The organism is Streptomyces sp. CoH27 (assembly GCF_020181035.1).
GTDB classification, from domain to species: domain Bacteria; phylum Actinomycetota; class Actinomycetes; order Streptomycetales; family Streptomycetaceae; genus Streptomyces; species Streptomyces camelliae.
The window spans coordinates 122,673-139,056 of record NZ_JAIQYY010000004.1 but is presented as its reverse complement, the minus strand read 5'-3'; the positions used below and the strand labels follow the sequence as shown (position 1 = coordinate 139,056).

The following is a 16,384-nucleotide window of genomic DNA, read 5'->3' as shown; positions in this document are numbered from 1 at the left end:
CCGCCCCCACGTCTGTGCGACTGGGGGGGCCGGGTGGTGAGCGTACCGGTGCGCTTGCGGCGGAGCGCTCAGCCCAGCCAGCCCGGTCGTACCAGTCCCGACTCGTAGGCCAGTACCACGAGTTGGGCGCGGTCGCGGGCGCCCAGTTTGACCATCGCCCGGCTCACATGGGTCTTGGCCGTCAGGGGGCTGACCACCAGGCGGCGGGCGATCTCGTCGTTGGACAGGCCGATGCCGACCAGGGCCATCACCTCCCGCTCCCGCTCGGTGAGCCGGGCGAGGGCGCCGGCTGCGGCGGGCTCCTTGGAGCGGGCCGCGAACTCGGAGATGAGGCGGCGGGTGACACCGGGCGACAGCAGTGCGTCGCCCTCGACCACCGCCCTTACGGCGCGCACGAGTTCGTCCGGTTCGGTGTCCTTCACCAGGAAGCCGGAGGCACCGGAACGGATCGCCTCGAAGACGTACTCGTCCAGTTCGAAGGTGGTGAGCATGACCACCTTCACGTCCCGCATGGCCACGTCGCCGGTGATGCGCCGGGTCGCGGCGAGGCCGTCGAGCACGGGCATCCGGATGTCCATCAGGACGACATCCGGGGCCAGTTCACGCACCAGGCGCAGTGCCTCCTCGCCGTCGGCCGCCTCGCCGGCCACCTCGATGTCCGGCTGCGCGTCCAGCAGCGCTCGGAAACCGGCCCGCACGAGGGACTGGTCGTCGGCGAGCAGTACCCGGATCACTGGTCCTCCCTGAGCTGCGACGGCAGTACGGCGAGCACCCGGAAGCCGCCGTCGGGGCGCGGGCCCGCCTCGATGGTGCCACCCAGCGCGGCCGCCCGCTCCCTCATGCCGGCCAGCCCGTTCCCGCTGCCCCCGGCATCCGCGCCGGTCGCGGGTCCGTCGTCGTCGATGCGCAGCCGCAGCGCGTCGCCGTCGTGCGTGAACGCCACGCGCGCGTGCCGCGATCCGGAGTGTCGTACGACGTTGGTCAAGGCCTCCTGCACGATCCGGAAGGCGGCCAGGTCGGCCCCCGGCGGCAGGGCCGGCGGCTGCCCCTCGACCTCCACGGTCAGTCCGGCCGCCGCGGCCTGATCCACCAGCTCCGGCAGCCGGTCCAGGCCCGGCGCGGGGGTGCGCGGGGCGGCGCCGGAGGCGCGCAGGGTGTCGAGCACCTGGCGCACCTCGCCGAGGGCCTCCTTGCTGGCGGCCTTGATGGTGGTGAGCGCGGCCCGCGCCTGCTCGGGGTCGCTGTCGAGCAGCGCGAGCCCCATGCCCGCCTGGACGTTGATGACGGAGATGCTGTGCGCGAGGACGTCGTGCAGCTCGCGGGCGATCCGCAGTCGTTCCTCGTCCGCACGGCGCTTGGCCGCCTGGGCCCGGTCCGCACGCTCGCGCGCCCACTGCTCGCGCCGCACCCGGGCGAGTTCGGACACGGCGACGACGGCCAGCACCCAGGTGCCGATGACGATCTCCTGGGCGAGACCCGCGCCCTTGTCCCCCGAGGGCGGCAGCACGCGGTACAGCCAGAGCGAGACGAGCGCATGCCCGGCCCACAGCAGGCCCACGGCCGTCCAGGCGGCCCTGCGGTGCCCGGCGACGACGGCGCTGAAGCACCCCACCGCGACCGTCAGATAGACCGGTCCGTACGGATATCCCGCGGCGAGATACCCGAAGGTCACCGCCGCCGTCCCGAACACCACGGCCACCGGATGGCGGCGCCGCCACAGCAGCAGGAGCGAGGCGGCGAGCAGCAGCACGCGCGCGTACGGGTCGAGGGGCACCCGGTGCGGCTGGCCGTGCGCGGCGAAGTTGCTGCCGATCAGCACGAACGCGGTGAGCACCACGGTGGAACGCCAGGGCAGGCGGCGCCCGCGGTACGGCTCGTCGTCGTCCGGACCGCCTCGCCACGGGAGCCCGTACCGCGACCATGGAGGCCCGTACGACGGCCACGGAGGTCCATGCCGCCACCACGGCGGCCCGTGCCGCCACCCCGGCGAGGGGTCGTGGTGCTCTTCCATGCCCGTCACGCTAGACGCCGGCGGCGCGGCGGGGCGTCAGCCGGGCGAGGTGATCACTCGTACTCCCGGGGAAGTACGACGCCGGTTCCGCCGGCGTCGCGGGCTACCGGATCCCCACCCCGTGCGCCAGCTGCGTCACCGCATGCCGGAAGAAGGCCTCACGGTCCTCCACAACGTTGGTGAACTGGCCGAACAGCTCGAAGCCCACCAGCCCGAAGAGCTGCGCCCAGGCCGCCACCATCGCCGCGGCGACCTCGGGAGGCAGGTCGGGGGCGAGGTCGGCGGCCATGCGCTCGGCCTCGGGGCGCAGGGCGGCGGGCAGGGGCAGGTCGGCGAGGCCGGGGCCTTCGTGGGCGTCACGGATGATGCCGATGAGGACCAGGCCGACGCGAGAGGCGGCGCGGACGGTGGTCTGAGGGGCGGAGTAGCCGGGCACAGGCGAGCCGTAGATCAGCGCGTACTCGTGCGGATGCGTGAGCGCCCAGCCGCGCACCGCCTCGCACACGGCCGTCCAGCGGGCCACGGGGGTGGCGCCGTCGGCCGCGTCGCGCGCCTGCTCCGCGGCCTCGCCGAGAGAGTCGTAGGCATCGATGATCAGAGCGGTCAGCAGTTCGTCGCGGCTGGGGAAGTAGCGGTACAGGGCCGACGAGACCATGCCCAGTTCGCGGGCGACGGCCCGCAGCGAGAGCTTCGCCGCGCCCTCCTCCGCCAGTTGTCTGCGGGCCGCTTCCTTGATCGCGGCGGTGATTTCGATCCTGGCCCGTGCACGGGCGCCCTGTGGGGTGCTCATATCAGCAGTCTGCCACGAGAGAGAGCAGTGCACACAAAACAGATCGGCGCACACAAAAGAGAGCACCGCTCTTGCTTTCTGGTGCCGGTCTGCCTCACACTGAAGTCAACCGAGAGCACCGCTCTCCCAGACCGTGGGGGTCACCATGTCGGCACACGTCAAGAAGCCCGGTTGGTTCACCGTCAACGTCTTCAACCGGGCCGTGGCCTGGCTCACCCGGCGCGGCCTCAGCGTCTGGGGTTCCCGGGTCCTCGCGGTGCGCGGCCGCAAGAGCGGGGAGTGGCGCACCACTCCGGTGAACCTGCTGACGGTGGACGGGCAGCAGTACCTGCTCGCCCCGCGCGGCCATGTCCAGTGGACCCGCAACATGCGGGCGGTCGGCGGCGGCGAGCTGCGGCTCGGCAAGAACGTGGACGTCTTCACCGCCACCGAGGTCGCCGACGACGACAAGGTCCCGCTGCTGCGCGCCTACCTCAAGCGCTGGAAGGCGGAGGTCGGTGTCTTCTTCAACGGCGTCGGCCCCGACTCCCCTGACGAGGACCTGCGCCGTATCGCCCCCGACCACCCCGTCTTCCACATCACGGTCACGAACTGACACCGTCACGAACCGACGGCTTCCTCCGCCGGAGCCTCGGTCTGCCCCCGGTCCAGCGCGGTCAGGGCGCGCTGGGCGAGCGGGTGGGAGCGGACCATCTCGCCGAGCGAGCTCTTGCCCTGGGTGATCTCCCGGAACGCCCGCCAGGCGGGGCGGAAGCCGGTGAGGGCCGCGTGGAAGAGGCCAGGACGCTTCTCGAACACGGTCAGCAGCCGCTTGCCGACGCTCATCTCGACGCCCAGCCCGGCCTTGACCGCGAACGCGTAGTTCAGGGCCTGGCGGCGGGTGTCCACCGCGTCGTGCGCCTCGGCGATGCGCACCGCCCACTCCCCCGCGAGCCGGCCCGAGCGCAGCGCGAAGGAGATGCCCTCGCGGGTCCACGGCTCCAGCAGACCGGCCGCGTCACCGCAGACCAGCACCCGGCCCCGGGACAGCGGCGAGTCGTCGGCGCGGCAGCGGGTCAGATGCCCGGAGGAGACGGCGGGCTCGAAGCCGGACAGGCCGAGCCGGGCGATGAAGTCCTCCAAGTACCGCTTTGTGGCGGCGCCTTCGCCGCGCGTGGAGATCACGCCGACCGTCAGGGTGTCGCCCTTGGGGAACACCCAGCCGTAACTGCCCGGCATCGGGCCCCAGTCGATCAGGACCCGGCCCCGCCAGTCCTCGGCGACCGGCTCCGGGACCGGGATCTCCGCCTCCAGACCGAGGTCCACCTGGTCCAGTTTCACCCCGACATGAGCCCCTATGCGGCTCGCGCTGCCGTCGGCGCCGACGACCGCGCGGGCCAGCACCGTCTCGCCGCCCTGCAGGACGACGGCGACCGTGCGCCGGTCGGGGACCGCCGCGCCGTGCTGCTCCACGCGCTGCACCGTGACGCCCGTACGCAGCTCGGCGCCCGCCTTCTGGGCGTGCTCGACCAGCTGGTGGTCGAACTCGGCTCGGTTGACCAGCCCGAACAGCATCTGCTTGGCCCGGCGGGTGCGGGTGAAGCGGCCGTTGTGGGAGAAGGTGACCGCGTGCACCCGGTCCTGGAAGGGCACCTCGAAGCCCGGGGGCAGCGCGTCGCGCGAGGGGCCGATGATGCCGCCGCCGCAGGTTTTGTAGCGCGGCAACTCGGCCTTCTCCAGCACGAGCACGCGCCGTCCCGCGACCGCGGCCGCGTAGGCGGCCGAGGCCCCCGCGGGTCCCGCGCCCACCACGACGACGTCCCACACCCGCTGAACGCCGTCCGCCGAAGAGTTCTCGCCGCTCACGATGGTCTACCGCTCCGATCCAGCCGCTGCCGAAGTGTCCCTCGCATCCTACGGCGGACGTCGTCGCAGGCCACTGTGGGAGTATCGGGGGACTCACCCCGTTGAACGTCGCACCCACGAGGAGCGTGCCCATGTCGTCGAATCCGGTCGCCGAGACCGTCGCCTCGCTGATGCCCCGGGCGAAGGAGGAGCTGACCGAGCTGGTCGCCTTCGCGTCGGTGGCGGACTTCGCGCAGTTCCCGAAGAGCGAGAGCGAGGCCGCCGCGCGCTGGATCACCGACGCCCTCACCGCCGAGGGTTTCGTCGATGTGGCCCTGCTGGACACCCCCGACGGCACGCAGTCCGTCTACGGCTACCTGCCGGGCCCGGAGGGTGCCAAAACGGTTCTCCTCTACGCGCACTACGACGTGCAGCCGCCGCTGGACGAGGCCGGCTGGACCACTCCGCCGTTCGAGCTGACCGAGCGCGACGGCCGCTGGTACGGCCGTGGAAGCGCCGACTGCAAGGGCGGCTTCATCATGCACCTGCTCGCGCTGCGCGCCCTGAAGGCGAACGGCGGCGTGCCGGTGAACGTGAAGATGATCGTCGAGGGCTCGGAGGAGCAGGGCACCGGCGGCCTGGAGCGGTACGCCGAGCAGCACCCCGACCTGCTGGAGGCCGACACCGTCGTGATCGGCGACGCGGGCAACTTCCGCGTCGGCCTGCCGACCGTGACCACCATCCTGCGCGGCATGACCATGATCCGGGTGCAGATCGACACCCTGGAGGGCAATCTGCACTCCGGCCAGTTCGGCGGTGCCGCCCCGGACGCCCTCGCCGCGCTGATCCGGGTCCTGGACTCGCTGCGCGCCGCCGACGGCTCGACCACGGTCGACGGTCTCGACGCGGCGGCGACGTGGGACGGCCTGGAGTACAGCGAGGAGCAGTTCCGCGCCGACGCCCGGGTGCTCGACGGCGTGCAGCTGACCGGCGGCGGTTCCGTCGCCGACCGGCTGTGGGCCCGCCCGGCGGTCACCGTCCTCGGCATCGACTGCCCGCCGGTGGTCGGCGCGACCCCGTCGGTGCAGTCCGCCGCCCGGGCCCTGATCAGCCTGCGGGTGCCGCCGGGCGTGGACGCCGCCGAGGCGACCAAGCTGCTCCAGGCGCACGTCGAGGCGCACACCCCGTGGGGCGCCCGGGTCACCACCGAGCAGGTCGGGCAGGGCCAGGCGTTCCGCGCGGACACCTCCAGCCCCGCCTATCAGGCGATGGCCGACGCGATGGCCGTGGCCTACCCCGGCGAGACGATGCAGTACGCGGGGCAGGGCGGCTCGATCCCGCTGTGCAACACCCTCGCCGGGCTGTACCCGCGGGCGGAGATCCTGCTGATCGGGCTGAGCGAACCGGAGGCGCAGATCCACGCGGTCAACGAGAGCGTCTCGCCCGAGGAACTGGAGCGGCTGTCGGTCGCCGAGGCACTGTTCCTGCGCAACTACGCGGCGAGCTGACACCTTCCCCTCTCTTCTGCCGCCGGCAGAGCGCCCTCGCCTCCCGGCGGGGGCGCTGCCTACCGTCGGCCCATGGACGTCATCGCACTGCTGCCCCGGCTGCACCTGCTGCGCTTCCCCGTCGGTCAGGCCTATCTCTGGCGCGACGACGACGAGTTGACTCTGATCGACGCGGGCGCGCTCGGGGCCGGCCGGGCGATCGCCGACGCGGTCGGGTCACTGGGCCGGGCACCCGTGGACGTACGACGGATCGTGCTGACCCATTTCCACGAGGATCACGCGGGCGGGGCAGGCGAGTTCGCGGCGCTGAGCGGTGCCGACGTGCTGGCGCACCACCTGGACGCCCCGTTCGTGCGCGGTGAACTCCCGGGCCCGCCGCCCCGGTTCGAGGACTGGGAGCTGCCGCTGCACGCGGCGGCGGCCGAGCGGCTGCCCCAGGGGACACCGGTGCCGCCGGCCGCGGTCACCGGCGTGTCGGACGGCCAGATCCTCGACTTCGGGGGCGGGGCGCGGGTGCTCCACGTCCCGGGGCACACGAACGGCAGCATCGCGCTGTTCCTCCCCGCCGAGGGCGTGCTCTTCACCGGCGACACGATCGCGGCCGCACCCGCCGACGGAACTCCGATCCCGGGGGTGTTCAACCTCGACCGCCCCCGACTCCTGGACTCCGTACGGCGATTGGCGGAGCTGGAACCGGAGATGGCCTGCTTCGGCCATGGCGCCCCGGTACGGCAGCACGCGGCGGCGGCACTGCGCGGGCTGGCAGCCGCCTGCTGACCACGAGGCCGGCCGAGTCCGCCGCCCGTCCGGGACGACGCGAAGGTACGTCCCGGACGGACGCACGTGGACGACGGTGAGCCAGGGGCCCGGCCGACCCGCGCACCGAGGACCCGCCCCATGAACCGGCGGTGAGCCAGGCGCCCCGGCGGGCGGTCAGCCGGTCGGTACCCCGCCCTCCAGATACAGCACCGTCCCCCGTTCCCGGGCCCGCAGGGCCCAGCACAGGCGTTCGTAGCGCACCGGCGGGAGCATGCCGGCGGCCTCCTGCTCGCTCGCGAAGCGCCAGGCGCGCAGTTCCGGGCCCGGCAGTAGCACCCGGGAGGCCTCGCCGGGCTCCAGCCGGCCGCCGTCGAACAGCAGCCGCAGCCCGCCGAAGCCGGGCGGCGCGGGCCGCTCCCAGTCCACGACCAGCAGCCGGGGCACCTCCCGCAGCTCTATCCCGGTCTCCTCGGCGACCTCACGCATCCCGGCGCGGGCCGGTGCCTCGCCGCGCTCCACCACACCGCCGGGGAACTCCCAGCCGGGCTTGTACGTGGGGTCCACGAGCAGCACCCGGTCGTGCTCGTCGAAGAGCAACACCCCGGCGGCCAGTGTCTCGGCTGTCGGCTCCGGGGTCTGCACGATGTCACAGGGCGGTACGGCACCGCTCGCGACGGCGTCGGCGATGCGGACGGCGGTCTCGTACGGGGTCAGGGCGCTGGTGTCCACGAGATGGGCGTCGGCGGTGAGCCAGGAGGCGAGGGCGGCATGGTAGGGCTCGATGTGGTCGTACACCCACTGGCCCTGGCGTATCTCGCCCTCGGCCGGCTCCGGTGGGATCTCCCGCTCGGCCATCCGCTCTCGCAGGATCGTTTCAGCCGGAGCGAGCAGCAGATGGTGGACGGCGATCCTGCGGGCGGCGAGGCCGCCGAAGATCTCGTCGCGGTACTCCTGGCGGAGCAGGGTCATGGGCACCACGAGGGTTCCGCCCAGCTCGGCGAGCATCGCGGTCGCCGCGTCGACGACCAGCCGGCGCCAGATCGGCAGGTCCTGGAAGTCACCTACCTCGGCGAGGCGCTTGGGCGGCAGCAGGTGCGTGAGCGACCCACCGATGACCTCGGGGTCGAAGAGCGTGCTGTTCGGGATCAGTTCGATCAGTTCCCGTGCGGTCGTGGTCTTCCCCGCACCGAACGCGCCGTTGATCCAGACGACGGTCACGGACTCCCCCTCTTCTGTTGGCCCCCTGTGGCTTGCCCGCTCCACCCTGCCACGGAAACCCCGCCCCGGTGAGGGTGCCCGTACGCGAGTGCCGGTGCCCCCCACGACGGGGACACCGGCACTCGCGCGCTGAGCCGCCGGGCTACTCCTGCCCGAGGACGTGATCGCCGACCGGGGACAAGCTGTCCTGGCTGACGAGGTCACCGGCCGAGTGCACGGTGTCCTGGACGCCGAGGTCTCCGAGGGGGCCTTCGTCCGCCGCGTGGGACGGGGTGACGGCGGCCACGACGAATCCGGTGGCCAGGGTGGCGAGGGCGAGAATGCTGCGCTTCTTCATGCGCTGATCAACTACGGATGCGGCCCTCGGGTCACGCGGACCACCGCAGATCCGTCCTTCCGCTCGATCGCCGTCCGGCCCACGGGTGAGCAGATATCCCGTGGCCCGGACGATCATGCGACCGGTATCGTCCGGGGCCGCAGTGCCCTCGCCGACCAGGAAGGCGGCCGCCATGACCGGACCCCGCTCCCGTACCGGCCTCCGGCGCCCGACGGGCCCCGAGGAGCCGTTCGTGCCCCACTCCCGGCGCAGGCTCGTGCGGGGGCGCCGGTGAGCGGGCTCACGGTCCTCGGCGCCCTGGACGATCGCGTCGCGGACGTCGTTCGCTCCGGCGACCGGCTCGTGCGCTCCGCCGCCGCCCTGTCCGACGCCGGGCTACGCGCCCCCTCGGGGCTGCCCGGCTGGACGCGCGGCCATGTGCTCGCCCATGTCGCCCACTCCGCCGACGCCTATGTGTGGCTGCTGCGGCTCGCGCGCACGGGCCGTGAGCCGGGTCCGCGCGCGGACCCGGCGACCCTGGCCGCGGCGCTGAAGCGGGACGCGGCGCTGTCCGCCGACCCGCTCACGGCCCTGCTGCGGGAGAGCCTCGACCGGTTCACGGCGCAGGCGCGCGCGATGCCCGCTCCCGCCTGGGACCGGCCCGTCGCGGCGCTGGCCGGCTGGCGGCACCCGGCCTGGTACCTCCTGCTGCGCTGTCTGCGGGAGCTGGAGACGCATCACTTCGACCTGGGTGTCGGCCACGGCACCGAGCAGTGGCCGGACGCGTACGTCTCCTGGGCGCTCGACGACACCCTCGGCACGCTGCGGACCCAGGGCTTTCCGCTCGCCTCGGTGGAGGCCCCGGACCTCGGTCGGCGCTGGGCCGTGGCGGCGGACGGCCCGTCGGTCGCCGGGGCCGGACACCAGGTGCTCGGCTGGCTCACCGGACGGCTTCCGGCCGGCGTACTGACGACCGGTCACCCGGCCCGCCTCCTGCCGGATCCGCCCGCCTGGCCCCAGCCACCGCTGCCGGGATGGGGCCGCGTCGACGACGAGACGTGAGCCCGGGAAGCCAACACATCCGAACACGCGGCGCGCGCACGGGGTGAATCTGCCCAGCTGTCAAGGTTTCTGACGGGATATCGAACGGCCGGGCACGCCTCTTCCAACACAGTCCGACAGGTCCTACCGTAAACGCGCACAGCTGACGCATACATGACGCCCAGGGGGCGCTCGTGTCGTCAGCCACGTCTCGCGAGTCGGAGGAACGTCAACGATGCGTCACCCTCACACCCGCACGACCCGCACCACCCGCCTGAGACTGGCCGGAGCGCTCACCGCCGGCCTGCTGTGCACGGCGGGCCTGGCCGCCCCGGCCGTCGCGGCCCCCACGCGGGCCCCGGCCGCGTCCGCCGCCCCCGCCCTGGCCGACGGACTCGCCCTGACCCCGCCGATGGGCTTCAACAACTGGAACTCCACCCACTGCCGGGCCGACTTCGACGAAGCCATGGTCAAGGGGATCGCGGACCTCTTCGTGGCCAAGGGCCTGAAGGACGCGGGCTACCGGTACGTCAACCTGGACGACTGCTGGGCCCTGCCGAACCGCGACGCCGACGGCAAGCTGGTGCCCGACCCGGCCCGCTTCCCGAACGGCATCAAGGCCGTCGCCGACTACGTCCACGCCAAGGGGCTGAAGCTCGGCATCTACACCAGCGCCGGCACCAGGACCTGCAACAGCGCGGGCTTCCCGGGCGCGCTCGGTCACGAGTACAGCGACGCACGGCAGTTCGCCGACTGGGGCGTGGACTACCTGAAGTACGACAACTGCAACAACCAGGGCGTCGACGCCAAGAAGCGCTACACGACCATGCGTGACGCGCTCAGGGCGACCGGCCGGCCCATCGTCTACAGCATCTGCGAATGGGGCGAGAACAAGCCCTGGGAGTGGGCGGCGGACGTCGGTCACCTCTGGCGGACCACCGGCGACATCAGCGACAACTGGGGTTCCATGCTGTCGATCCTCAAGCAGAACCTGCCGCTCGCGCCCTACGCCGGCCCCGGCCACTGGAACGACCCCGACATGCTGGAGGTCGGCAACGGCGGCATGACGGACACCGAGTACCGCTCGCACTTCTCGCTCTGGTCGGTCATGGCCGCGCCGCTGCTCATCGGCACCGATCTGCGCAAGGCCTCCCAGGCGACCTTCGACATCCTGGACAACAAGGAGGTCGTCGCCGTCGACCAGGACCCGCTCGGCAAGCAGGGCGCGGTCGTCTCCTCCGCGGGCGGACGCTGGGTGATCGCCAAGGAGATGAAGGACGGCAGCCGCGCGGTGGCCCTGTTCAACGAGTCGGGCACGGCCCAGCGGATCGCCACCAGCGCGAGCGCCGTCGGTCTGCCCCGCGCCACCGCCTACACCCTGCGGGACCTGTGGCAGCACAGCAGCTCCCACACCGCCGGCACCATCGCGGCGACCGTACCGGCCCACGGCACGGTGCTGCTGCGCGTCGCGGCCGACCCGCACTGGGCTGCCTACCCGCCGGCGGCCGAACTCGGCCTGGCCGGCAGCCCGTTGCTGGAGGCGGCCACCCCGGCGGCGCTGACCGGTACGGTCACCGATCTGGGCCGGACGCCCGCGCGCCACGTCTCGGTGTCCCTGACCGGCCCCGCCGGCTGGACCGTACGGCCCACCACGGCGACCACGGCCGCCACCCTCCCCGCCGGCCGTACCCTGCGCACCGGCTGGCGCGTCACCGCCCCGGCCGGAACCCCGACGGGCGCCTACGGCCTCACGCTCCGGGCGGACTACCGCTCCCCGTCCGGGCAGCGCGTGACCACCGCCCTCCCGCTGACCGCGTCCGTGGTGGTACGGCCGCCCGCCGGGACGTCGTACCTCAGCGATCTGCCCTGGCTGTCGGCGGCCAGTGGCTGGGGGCCGGTGGAGCGCGACACCAGCAACGGGGAGAGCGCCGCGGGCGACGGGCATCCGATCACCATCGGCGGCACGGTGTACGCCAAGGGTCTCGGGGCGCACGCGCCGAGTGACATCTCCTACTACACCGGCGCAGCCTGTACGAAGGTCAGCGCGGACGTCGGCGTCGACGACGAGAAGGGCGCACAGGGCACCGTCACCTTCGAGATCTGGGCGGACGGCACGAAGGTCGCCTCGACGGGCGTCCTGACCAACGCCATGCCCGCCCAGCCCCTCACCGCCGACGTCACCGGCGCCCAGGTGGTCCACCTCGTCGTCACCGACGCCGGCGACGGGAACGACTCCGACCACGCGGACTGGGCGGATGCGCGCGTGAGTTGCTGACGGGGCGCCCATCCGCCGGGGCGGTGGAGACCGTACGCGACTGCGGGGCGTGGGGCCGGTCGCGCCCCGCGGCGGAGCCGCCGTCCAACGCTGCCCCGCGCCCCTCAAGGAGCTGCTGCCGTCGGCCTTCCAGGCACCGTGGCCGCGCCCTGCCGGCGTGCACCCACCCCGCGGCTCAGACCCCCGCCGTGGCGTCCGGCCGCAGAGCCAGCGCAGCGGCTGCCGCGCCGACCAGCCCCGCGTCCGTACCCATCTGCGCGGGCACGACCGTCAGCCGCTGGACGAAGGACAGCGTCGCGTAGTCGGTGAGGGCCTTGCGCAGGGGGGTGAAGAGGATGTCGCCCGCCTTGCCGACGCCGCCGCCGATGACCGCGATGTCGATCTCGACCAGGGTCGCGGTGGCCGCGATGCCGGCGGCCAGCGCCTGGGCCGCCCGCTCGAAAGAGGCCACGGCGACCGGGTCGCCCTCGCGGGCGGCGGCGGCCACCGCGGCGGCCGAGGTGTCGCGGTCGGGCCCCGGCTGCCAGCCCTGTTCCAGGGCGCGGCGGGCGATGTTGGGGCCGCTCGCGATCCGCTCCACGCAACCGCGCGAACCGCACGGGCACGGGTCGCCGTCGAGATCGACGCTGATGTGGCCGATGTGCCCGGCGTTGCCGGTCGGGCCGGGGTGCAGCTGCCCGTTCAGGACCAGGCCGCCGCCGACGCCCGTCGAGACCACCATGCACAGCGCGTTGTCGTGGCCGCGCGCGGCGCCCTGCCAGTGCTCGGCCGCGGTGATCGCGACGCCGTCGCCGATCAGCTCGACGGGAAGGCCGCCGGTGGCCGCGCGGACCCGCTCGACCAGCGGGAAGTCGCGCCAGCCCGGCACGTTCACCGGGCTGACGGTGCCCGCCGAGGCGTCCACCGGGCCGGCGCTGCCGATACCCAGGGCGCCGGCGCGGTCCCACAGCGGCGAGCCGGCGAGGTCGGCGAGCACCTCCTCGACGGCCCGCATGACCGTTTCGCCGTCCTGCTGGGCGGGCGTACCGCGCTGGGCGCGCGCCAGGATGCGGCCGTCGCCGTCCACCAGGGCGCCGGCGATCTTGGTGCCACCGATGTCCAGAGCCGCCACGAAGTCGGTGTGCATGAGAGTCAGAATCTCCCCGTTGAAGCTTGAGAACCAAAGACCAAAGACGAAGCAGGCCGGTCAAGCGGTGGGGGCGCAGGCCGACAGTGAGCGGTGGACAGTCTCTCGCGCATCTGACAACGTTGTCCAGGCTCTATGCTCGACGCCACATCCTCATACGAACGCCGGATCGGCGCACCCCCTCGGTACGCGCGGAGGGGCGCTCCGACCGCGCGGACCGGACGGATACGACAAACCGGACGACAGGACAGGACACCGCACTGTGCCCGACACCACCAGCCCCGCAGACCGCCTGCCCGGGAACCGCTACGGCAACCGCCCGACGATGAAGGACGTGGCGGCGCGGGCCGGAGTCGGACTGAAGACGGTCTCCCGGGTGGTCAACGGCGAACCGGGCGTCACCCCGGACACCGAGCGGCGGGTGCAGGAGGCCATCGACGCGCTGGGCTTCCGCCGCAACGACAGCGCCCGGGTGCTGCGCAAGGGCCGTACGGCGAGCATCGGCCTGGTGCTGGAGGACCTCGCCGACCCGTTCTACGGCCCGCTCAGCCGCGCCGTCGAGGAGGTGGCCCGGGCCCATGGCGCCCTGCTGATCAACGGCTCCAGCGCCGAGGACCCGGAGCGCGAGCAGGAGCTGGCGCTGGCACTGTGCGCACGCCGGGTGGACGGGCTGGTGGTGATCCCGGCCGGGGACGACCACCGGTATCTGGAACCGGAGATCAGGGCCGGGGTGGCGACGGTGTTCGTGGACCGTCCGGCCGGGCGGATCGACGCCGACGTGGTTCTGTCGGACAACTTCGGCGGGGCCCGGGACGGCGTGGCCCATCTGATCGCCCACGGCCACCGCCGGATCGGGTTCATCGGCGACATGCCCCGCATCCACACCGCCGCCGAACGGCTGCGCGGCTACCGGGCGGCCATGGAGGACGCCGGGATACCGGTCGAGGACAGCTGGATGTCCCTCGGGCAGACGAACCCCGAGCGGGTGCGCCGGGCGGCGGAGGAGATGCTCGCCGGGCCCGCGCCCGTCACCGCGATCTTCACGGGCAACAACCGGGTGACGGTCACCGTGGTCCGGGTGCTGGCCGAGCGCTCCCGCCGGGTCGCTCTGGTCGGCTTCGACGACTTCGAGCTCGCCGATCTGCTCCAGCCGGGCGTCACGGTCGTCGCCCAGGACGCGGCCGCCCTCGGCCGTACGGCCGCCGAGCGTCTCTTCCGTCAGCTGGACGGCGGCCTCGTCACCCCGGAGCGCATCGAACTGCCCACCCGGCTGATCACGCGCGGCTCGGGCGAGCTGCCGCCGGCCGACTGAGCCGCGCATGACCGGACGCACCCTGGCGGAACTCGGCCTGGCCGACACCCCCCGCGACCATCCGCTGACCTATCCCGGCGCCTGGCCCGCCGACTCCGGGCTGCTGCACGGCGACCGGATGCTCCCGCTGGAGCGCCTGGTGTACGACGACCGGATGCCGGAGCTCGCCGTCGGCTCCAACGCCTGTCCGGGCCATCTGCGGTACAAGATGGCCGCGTTCGGGATCGACGCCCCGGTGCCGATGGTACGCACACGGGTGACGGGCCTCGACGTGGGCGTCTCCGGGCATGTCAGCCTCTCGGGTTACATCTCCGCTTCCCCGGTCAAGTCACCTTATTCCTCAAGGGAGTTATTCGTGATCTGGCTGGACCGGCGCCAGCTGGAAGTGGTCGACGCGAGCGAGCCCCACTACTGGCGGGTCGCGCTGCCCGCGCAGCACGTGCGGATCGAACTGCCGGACGGTGCGGTGCTCTCGGACGTGCACGCGTACGTCAACCGGCACGGGGTGCTGCGCGACGGCTGCGGCGCGCCGCGCCGGCATCCGGGACAGCGCGCCCTGCCCACCGAACTGCTCCTGGAGTCCGCCCCGTTGCGCAAACTGTTCGGTAGTACACCGGAGGAGTTCGTCAGCCGGGTGCAGGCCGATCCGGGGCTCAGCGCCCTCGGCACACGGCTGTTCGCGGAGCAGGGGTGGCTCATGGGGTCGGGGCTCGAACCGTATCCCGGGCCCTCCTGAGCCGTCGGTCCACGCGCCGCCGCCCCGCGGCGGCGGCCGGGGCGGCGGTGAAGCGGGCTGTGCCCGCTGTCAGTTGTGCTGGGCCGAGGCGGTCAGGTCGCCGCGCCGGGGAGCGGCGAAGCCCTCCAGGTCGGCACGGGTCAGGCCGGTGAGGCGGGCGACCTCGGCGATGTCGAGGGCGCCGCAGTCCAGGCCGCGCAGCAGATAGCCGCTGAGGGCCTTGGCGGTGGCGGGCTCGTCCATCACGTCGCCGCCGGCCCGGTTCGCGTAGCGGGCGAGACGGCCGGCGGCCTGCTCGAAGCCCTCGCGGTAGAAGGCGAAGACGGCGGCGTAGCGGGTCGGGATGTGGCCCGGGTGCATGTCCCAGCCCTGGTAGTAGGCACGGGCGAGGGCACGGCGGGTGAGGCCGTAGTGCAGCCGCCAGGCGTCGTGGACCTTGGCGGTCGGACCGACGGGCAGGACGTTCGTGGAGCCGTCCGAGACGCGTACGCCGGTGCCTGCCGCCGCGACCTGCATGACGGCCTTGGCGTGGTCGGCGGCCGGGTGGTCGCTGGCCTGGTAGGCGGCGGAGACGCCGAGGCAGGCGCTGTAGTCGAAGGTGCCGTAGTGCAGGCCGGTGGCGCGGCCCTCGGCGGCCTGGATCATCCGGGCGACGGTCGCGGTGCCGTCGGTGGCGAGGATGGACTGGCTGGTCTCGATCTGGATCTCGAAGCCGAGCCGCCCGGCCGCCAGCCCGTGCGCCTTCTCGAAGGCCTCCAGGAGACGTACGAACGCGCCGACCTGCTCGGGGTACGTCACCTTCGGCAGGGTCAGGACCAGGCCCTCGGGCAGCCCGCCCGCCTCCATCAGCCCGGTGAGGAACACGTCGAGGGTGCGGATGCCCCGGTCACGGACAGCCGCCTCCATGCACTTCATGCGGATGCCCATGTACGGCGCCGCCGTGCCGTTCTTGTACGCCTCCGCGATCAGGCGGGCCGCGCGGGCGGCCGTCTCGTCCTCCTCGGCGTCGGGGCGGGGGCCGTAGCCGTCCTCGAAGTCGACGCGCAGATCCTCGACGGGCTCGCGCTCCAGCTTGGCGCGGACGCGGGAGTAGACCGGCTCGGCGAGTTCGTCGGCGAGGCCGAGGACGGCTGCGAAGGAGGCGGCGTCGGGGGCGTGCTCGTCGAGGGCGGCGAGAGCCCGGTCGCCCCAGGAGCGGATGGTCTCGGCGGCGAAGGCGTCACCGGGGACGTAGACGGTGTGGACGGGCTGCCGGGTGCCGGGGTCCCCGGGGTAGCGGCGCTCCAGCTCCGCGTCGACCGGTGCGAGGGAGGCGCTGATCTCCTCGCTGACGGCTCCCGCGAGGCTCGTCGCCACCTTCTCCTGCTGACCCATCCCACACCCTCCAATTTTTCCGCTCTACGGAATCAACAATCCGTAGAATGAAGTTATCTGGGTGGTTCCCGCTGGTCAACACCCCGTCCGGACC

At 73.1% G+C, this 16,384-nt stretch carries 15 protein-coding genes; 7 read left to right on the top strand and 8 right to left on the bottom strand.

Annotated elements, in window-relative coordinates:
- Positions 1–68: 68 nt before the first annotated feature.
- From LE548_RS07670 to LE548_RS07660, 3 genes are all read right to left on the bottom strand, one after another.
- Positions 69–734: a response regulator transcription factor gene (locus LE548_RS07670; RefSeq protein ID WP_225095895.1), complete on the bottom strand. Its 666-nt coding sequence runs from the start codon at positions 732–734 to the stop codon at positions 69–71.
- Complete coding sequence (locus LE548_RS07665) at positions 731–2,011, bottom strand: sensor histidine kinase (protein WP_225095894.1); 1,281 nt, start codon at positions 2,009–2,011, stop codon at positions 731–733. Before LE548_RS07665 ends, LE548_RS07670 begins: the two co-directional genes overlap by 4 nt.
- Before the next feature lie 103 nt (positions 2,012–2,114).
- Positions 2,115–2,801, bottom strand: coding sequence for a TetR/AcrR family transcriptional regulator (locus LE548_RS07660; protein WP_225095893.1), 687 nt, complete (start codon positions 2,799–2,801; stop codon positions 2,115–2,117).
- Positions 2,802–2,946: 145 nt separating this feature from the next.
- Between LE548_RS07660 and LE548_RS07655 the strand changes: the two genes are divergently transcribed.
- A complete protein-coding gene (locus LE548_RS07655) occupies positions 2,947–3,396 on the top strand; it encodes a nitroreductase family deazaflavin-dependent oxidoreductase (RefSeq protein ID WP_225095892.1) in 450 nt (149 codons plus the stop codon).
- A 5-nt stretch (positions 3,397–3,401) separates the two neighbouring features.
- Here the strand turns inward: LE548_RS07655 and LE548_RS07650 are convergent, their stop codons facing one another.
- Positions 3,402–4,646 (bottom strand): geranylgeranyl reductase family protein, encoded by a 1,245-nt coding sequence (locus LE548_RS07650; RefSeq protein WP_225095891.1) that lies wholly within the window; start codon positions 4,644–4,646, stop codon positions 3,402–3,404.
- Between the two features lie 131 nt (positions 4,647–4,777).
- Here LE548_RS07650 and LE548_RS07645 point away from each other — a divergent pair, with 131 nt between their 5' ends.
- Both LE548_RS07645 and LE548_RS07640 read left to right on the top strand, forming a co-directional pair.
- The gene (locus tag LE548_RS07645; RefSeq protein WP_225095890.1) at positions 4,778–6,133 is read left to right on the top strand and encodes a dipeptidase; all 1,356 of its coding nucleotides are present in this window, start codon (positions 4,778–4,780) and stop codon (positions 6,131–6,133) included.
- A 72-nt stretch (positions 6,134–6,205) separates the two neighbouring features.
- On the top strand, positions 6,206–6,910 hold the full coding sequence (locus tag LE548_RS07640) for an MBL fold metallo-hydrolase (protein ID WP_225095889.1): 705 nt from the start codon (positions 6,206–6,208) through the stop codon (positions 6,908–6,910).
- Between the two features lie 156 nt (positions 6,911–7,066).
- On the opposite strand, the gene LE548_RS07635 is transcribed toward LE548_RS07640, so the two are convergent.
- Together LE548_RS07635 and LE548_RS07630 are read right to left on the bottom strand one after the other, a co-directional pair.
- Complete coding sequence (locus LE548_RS07635) at positions 7,067–8,110, bottom strand: NUDIX hydrolase (protein ID WP_225095888.1); 1,044 nt, start codon at positions 8,108–8,110, stop codon at positions 7,067–7,069.
- A 142-nt stretch (positions 8,111–8,252) separates the two neighbouring features.
- Positions 8,253–8,447 carry a hypothetical protein gene (locus LE548_RS07630; RefSeq protein WP_225095887.1) on the bottom strand — a complete coding sequence of 65 codons (195 nt, stop codon included), beginning with the start codon at positions 8,445–8,447 and terminating at the stop codon, positions 8,253–8,255.
- A gap of 270 nt (positions 8,448–8,717) precedes the next feature.
- Here LE548_RS07630 and LE548_RS07625 point away from each other — a divergent pair, with 270 nt between their 5' ends.
- Complete coding sequence (locus tag LE548_RS07625; protein ID WP_225095886.1) at positions 8,718–9,488, top strand: maleylpyruvate isomerase family mycothiol-dependent enzyme; 771 nt, start codon at positions 8,718–8,720, stop codon at positions 9,486–9,488.
- Between the two features lie 214 nt (positions 9,489–9,702).
- The gene (locus tag LE548_RS07620; RefSeq protein ID WP_225095885.1) at positions 9,703–11,742 is read left to right on the top strand and encodes an NPCBM/NEW2 domain-containing protein; all 2,040 of its coding nucleotides are present in this window, start codon (positions 9,703–9,705) and stop codon (positions 11,740–11,742) included.
- A gap of 175 nt (positions 11,743–11,917) precedes the next feature.
- Here LE548_RS07620 and LE548_RS07615 read toward each other — a convergent pair whose 3' ends face one another.
- On the bottom strand, positions 11,918–12,868 hold the full coding sequence (locus LE548_RS07615; protein ID WP_225095884.1) for an ROK family protein: 951 nt from the start codon (positions 12,866–12,868) through the stop codon (positions 11,918–11,920).
- A 262-nt stretch (positions 12,869–13,130) separates the two neighbouring features.
- Between LE548_RS07615 and LE548_RS07610 the strand changes: the two genes are divergently transcribed.
- The gene (locus LE548_RS07610; protein ID WP_225095883.1) at positions 13,131–14,180 is read left to right on the top strand and encodes a LacI family DNA-binding transcriptional regulator; all 1,050 of its coding nucleotides are present in this window, start codon (positions 13,131–13,133) and stop codon (positions 14,178–14,180) included.
- 7 nt (positions 14,181–14,187) lie between these two features.
- Positions 14,188–14,916 (top strand): hypothetical protein, encoded by a 729-nt coding sequence (locus tag LE548_RS07605; protein ID WP_225095882.1) that lies wholly within the window; start codon positions 14,188–14,190, stop codon positions 14,914–14,916.
- A gap of 69 nt (positions 14,917–14,985) precedes the next feature.
- Here LE548_RS07605 and LE548_RS07600 read toward each other — a convergent pair whose 3' ends face one another.
- The gene (locus tag LE548_RS07600) at positions 14,986–16,290 is read right to left on the bottom strand and encodes an aldolase/citrate lyase family protein (RefSeq protein WP_225095881.1); all 1,305 of its coding nucleotides are present in this window, start codon (positions 16,288–16,290) and stop codon (positions 14,986–14,988) included.
- Between the last annotated feature and the right edge of the window lie 94 nt (positions 16,291–16,384).

Coding starts and splice junctions, on each gene's coding strand:
- LE548_RS07640 (WP_225095889.1), top strand. CDS start 6,206: ATGGACGTCATCGCACTGCTGCCCCGGCTGCACCTGCTGCGCTTCCCC.
- LE548_RS07665 (WP_225095894.1), bottom strand. CDS start 2,011: ATGGAAGAGCACCACGACCCCTCGCCGGGGTGGCGGCACGGGCCGCCG.
- LE548_RS07645 (WP_225095890.1), top strand. CDS start 4,778: ATGTCGTCGAATCCGGTCGCCGAGACCGTCGCCTCGCTGATGCCCCGG.
- LE548_RS07630 (WP_225095887.1), bottom strand. CDS start 8,447: ATGAAGAAGCGCAGCATTCTCGCCCTCGCCACCCTGGCCACCGGATTC.
- LE548_RS07660 (WP_225095893.1), bottom strand. CDS start 2,801: ATGAGCACCCCACAGGGCGCCCGTGCACGGGCCAGGATCGAAATCACC.
- LE548_RS07615 (WP_225095884.1), bottom strand. CDS start 12,868: ATGCACACCGACTTCGTGGCGGCTCTGGACATCGGTGGCACCAAGATC.
- LE548_RS07655 (WP_225095892.1), top strand. CDS start 2,947: ATGTCGGCACACGTCAAGAAGCCCGGTTGGTTCACCGTCAACGTCTTC.
- LE548_RS07620 (WP_225095885.1), top strand. CDS start 9,703: ATGCGTCACCCTCACACCCGCACGACCCGCACCACCCGCCTGAGACTG.
- LE548_RS07605 (WP_225095882.1), top strand. CDS start 14,188: ATGACCGGACGCACCCTGGCGGAACTCGGCCTGGCCGACACCCCCCGC.
- LE548_RS07600 (WP_225095881.1), bottom strand. CDS start 16,290: ATGGGTCAGCAGGAGAAGGTGGCGACGAGCCTCGCGGGAGCCGTCAGC.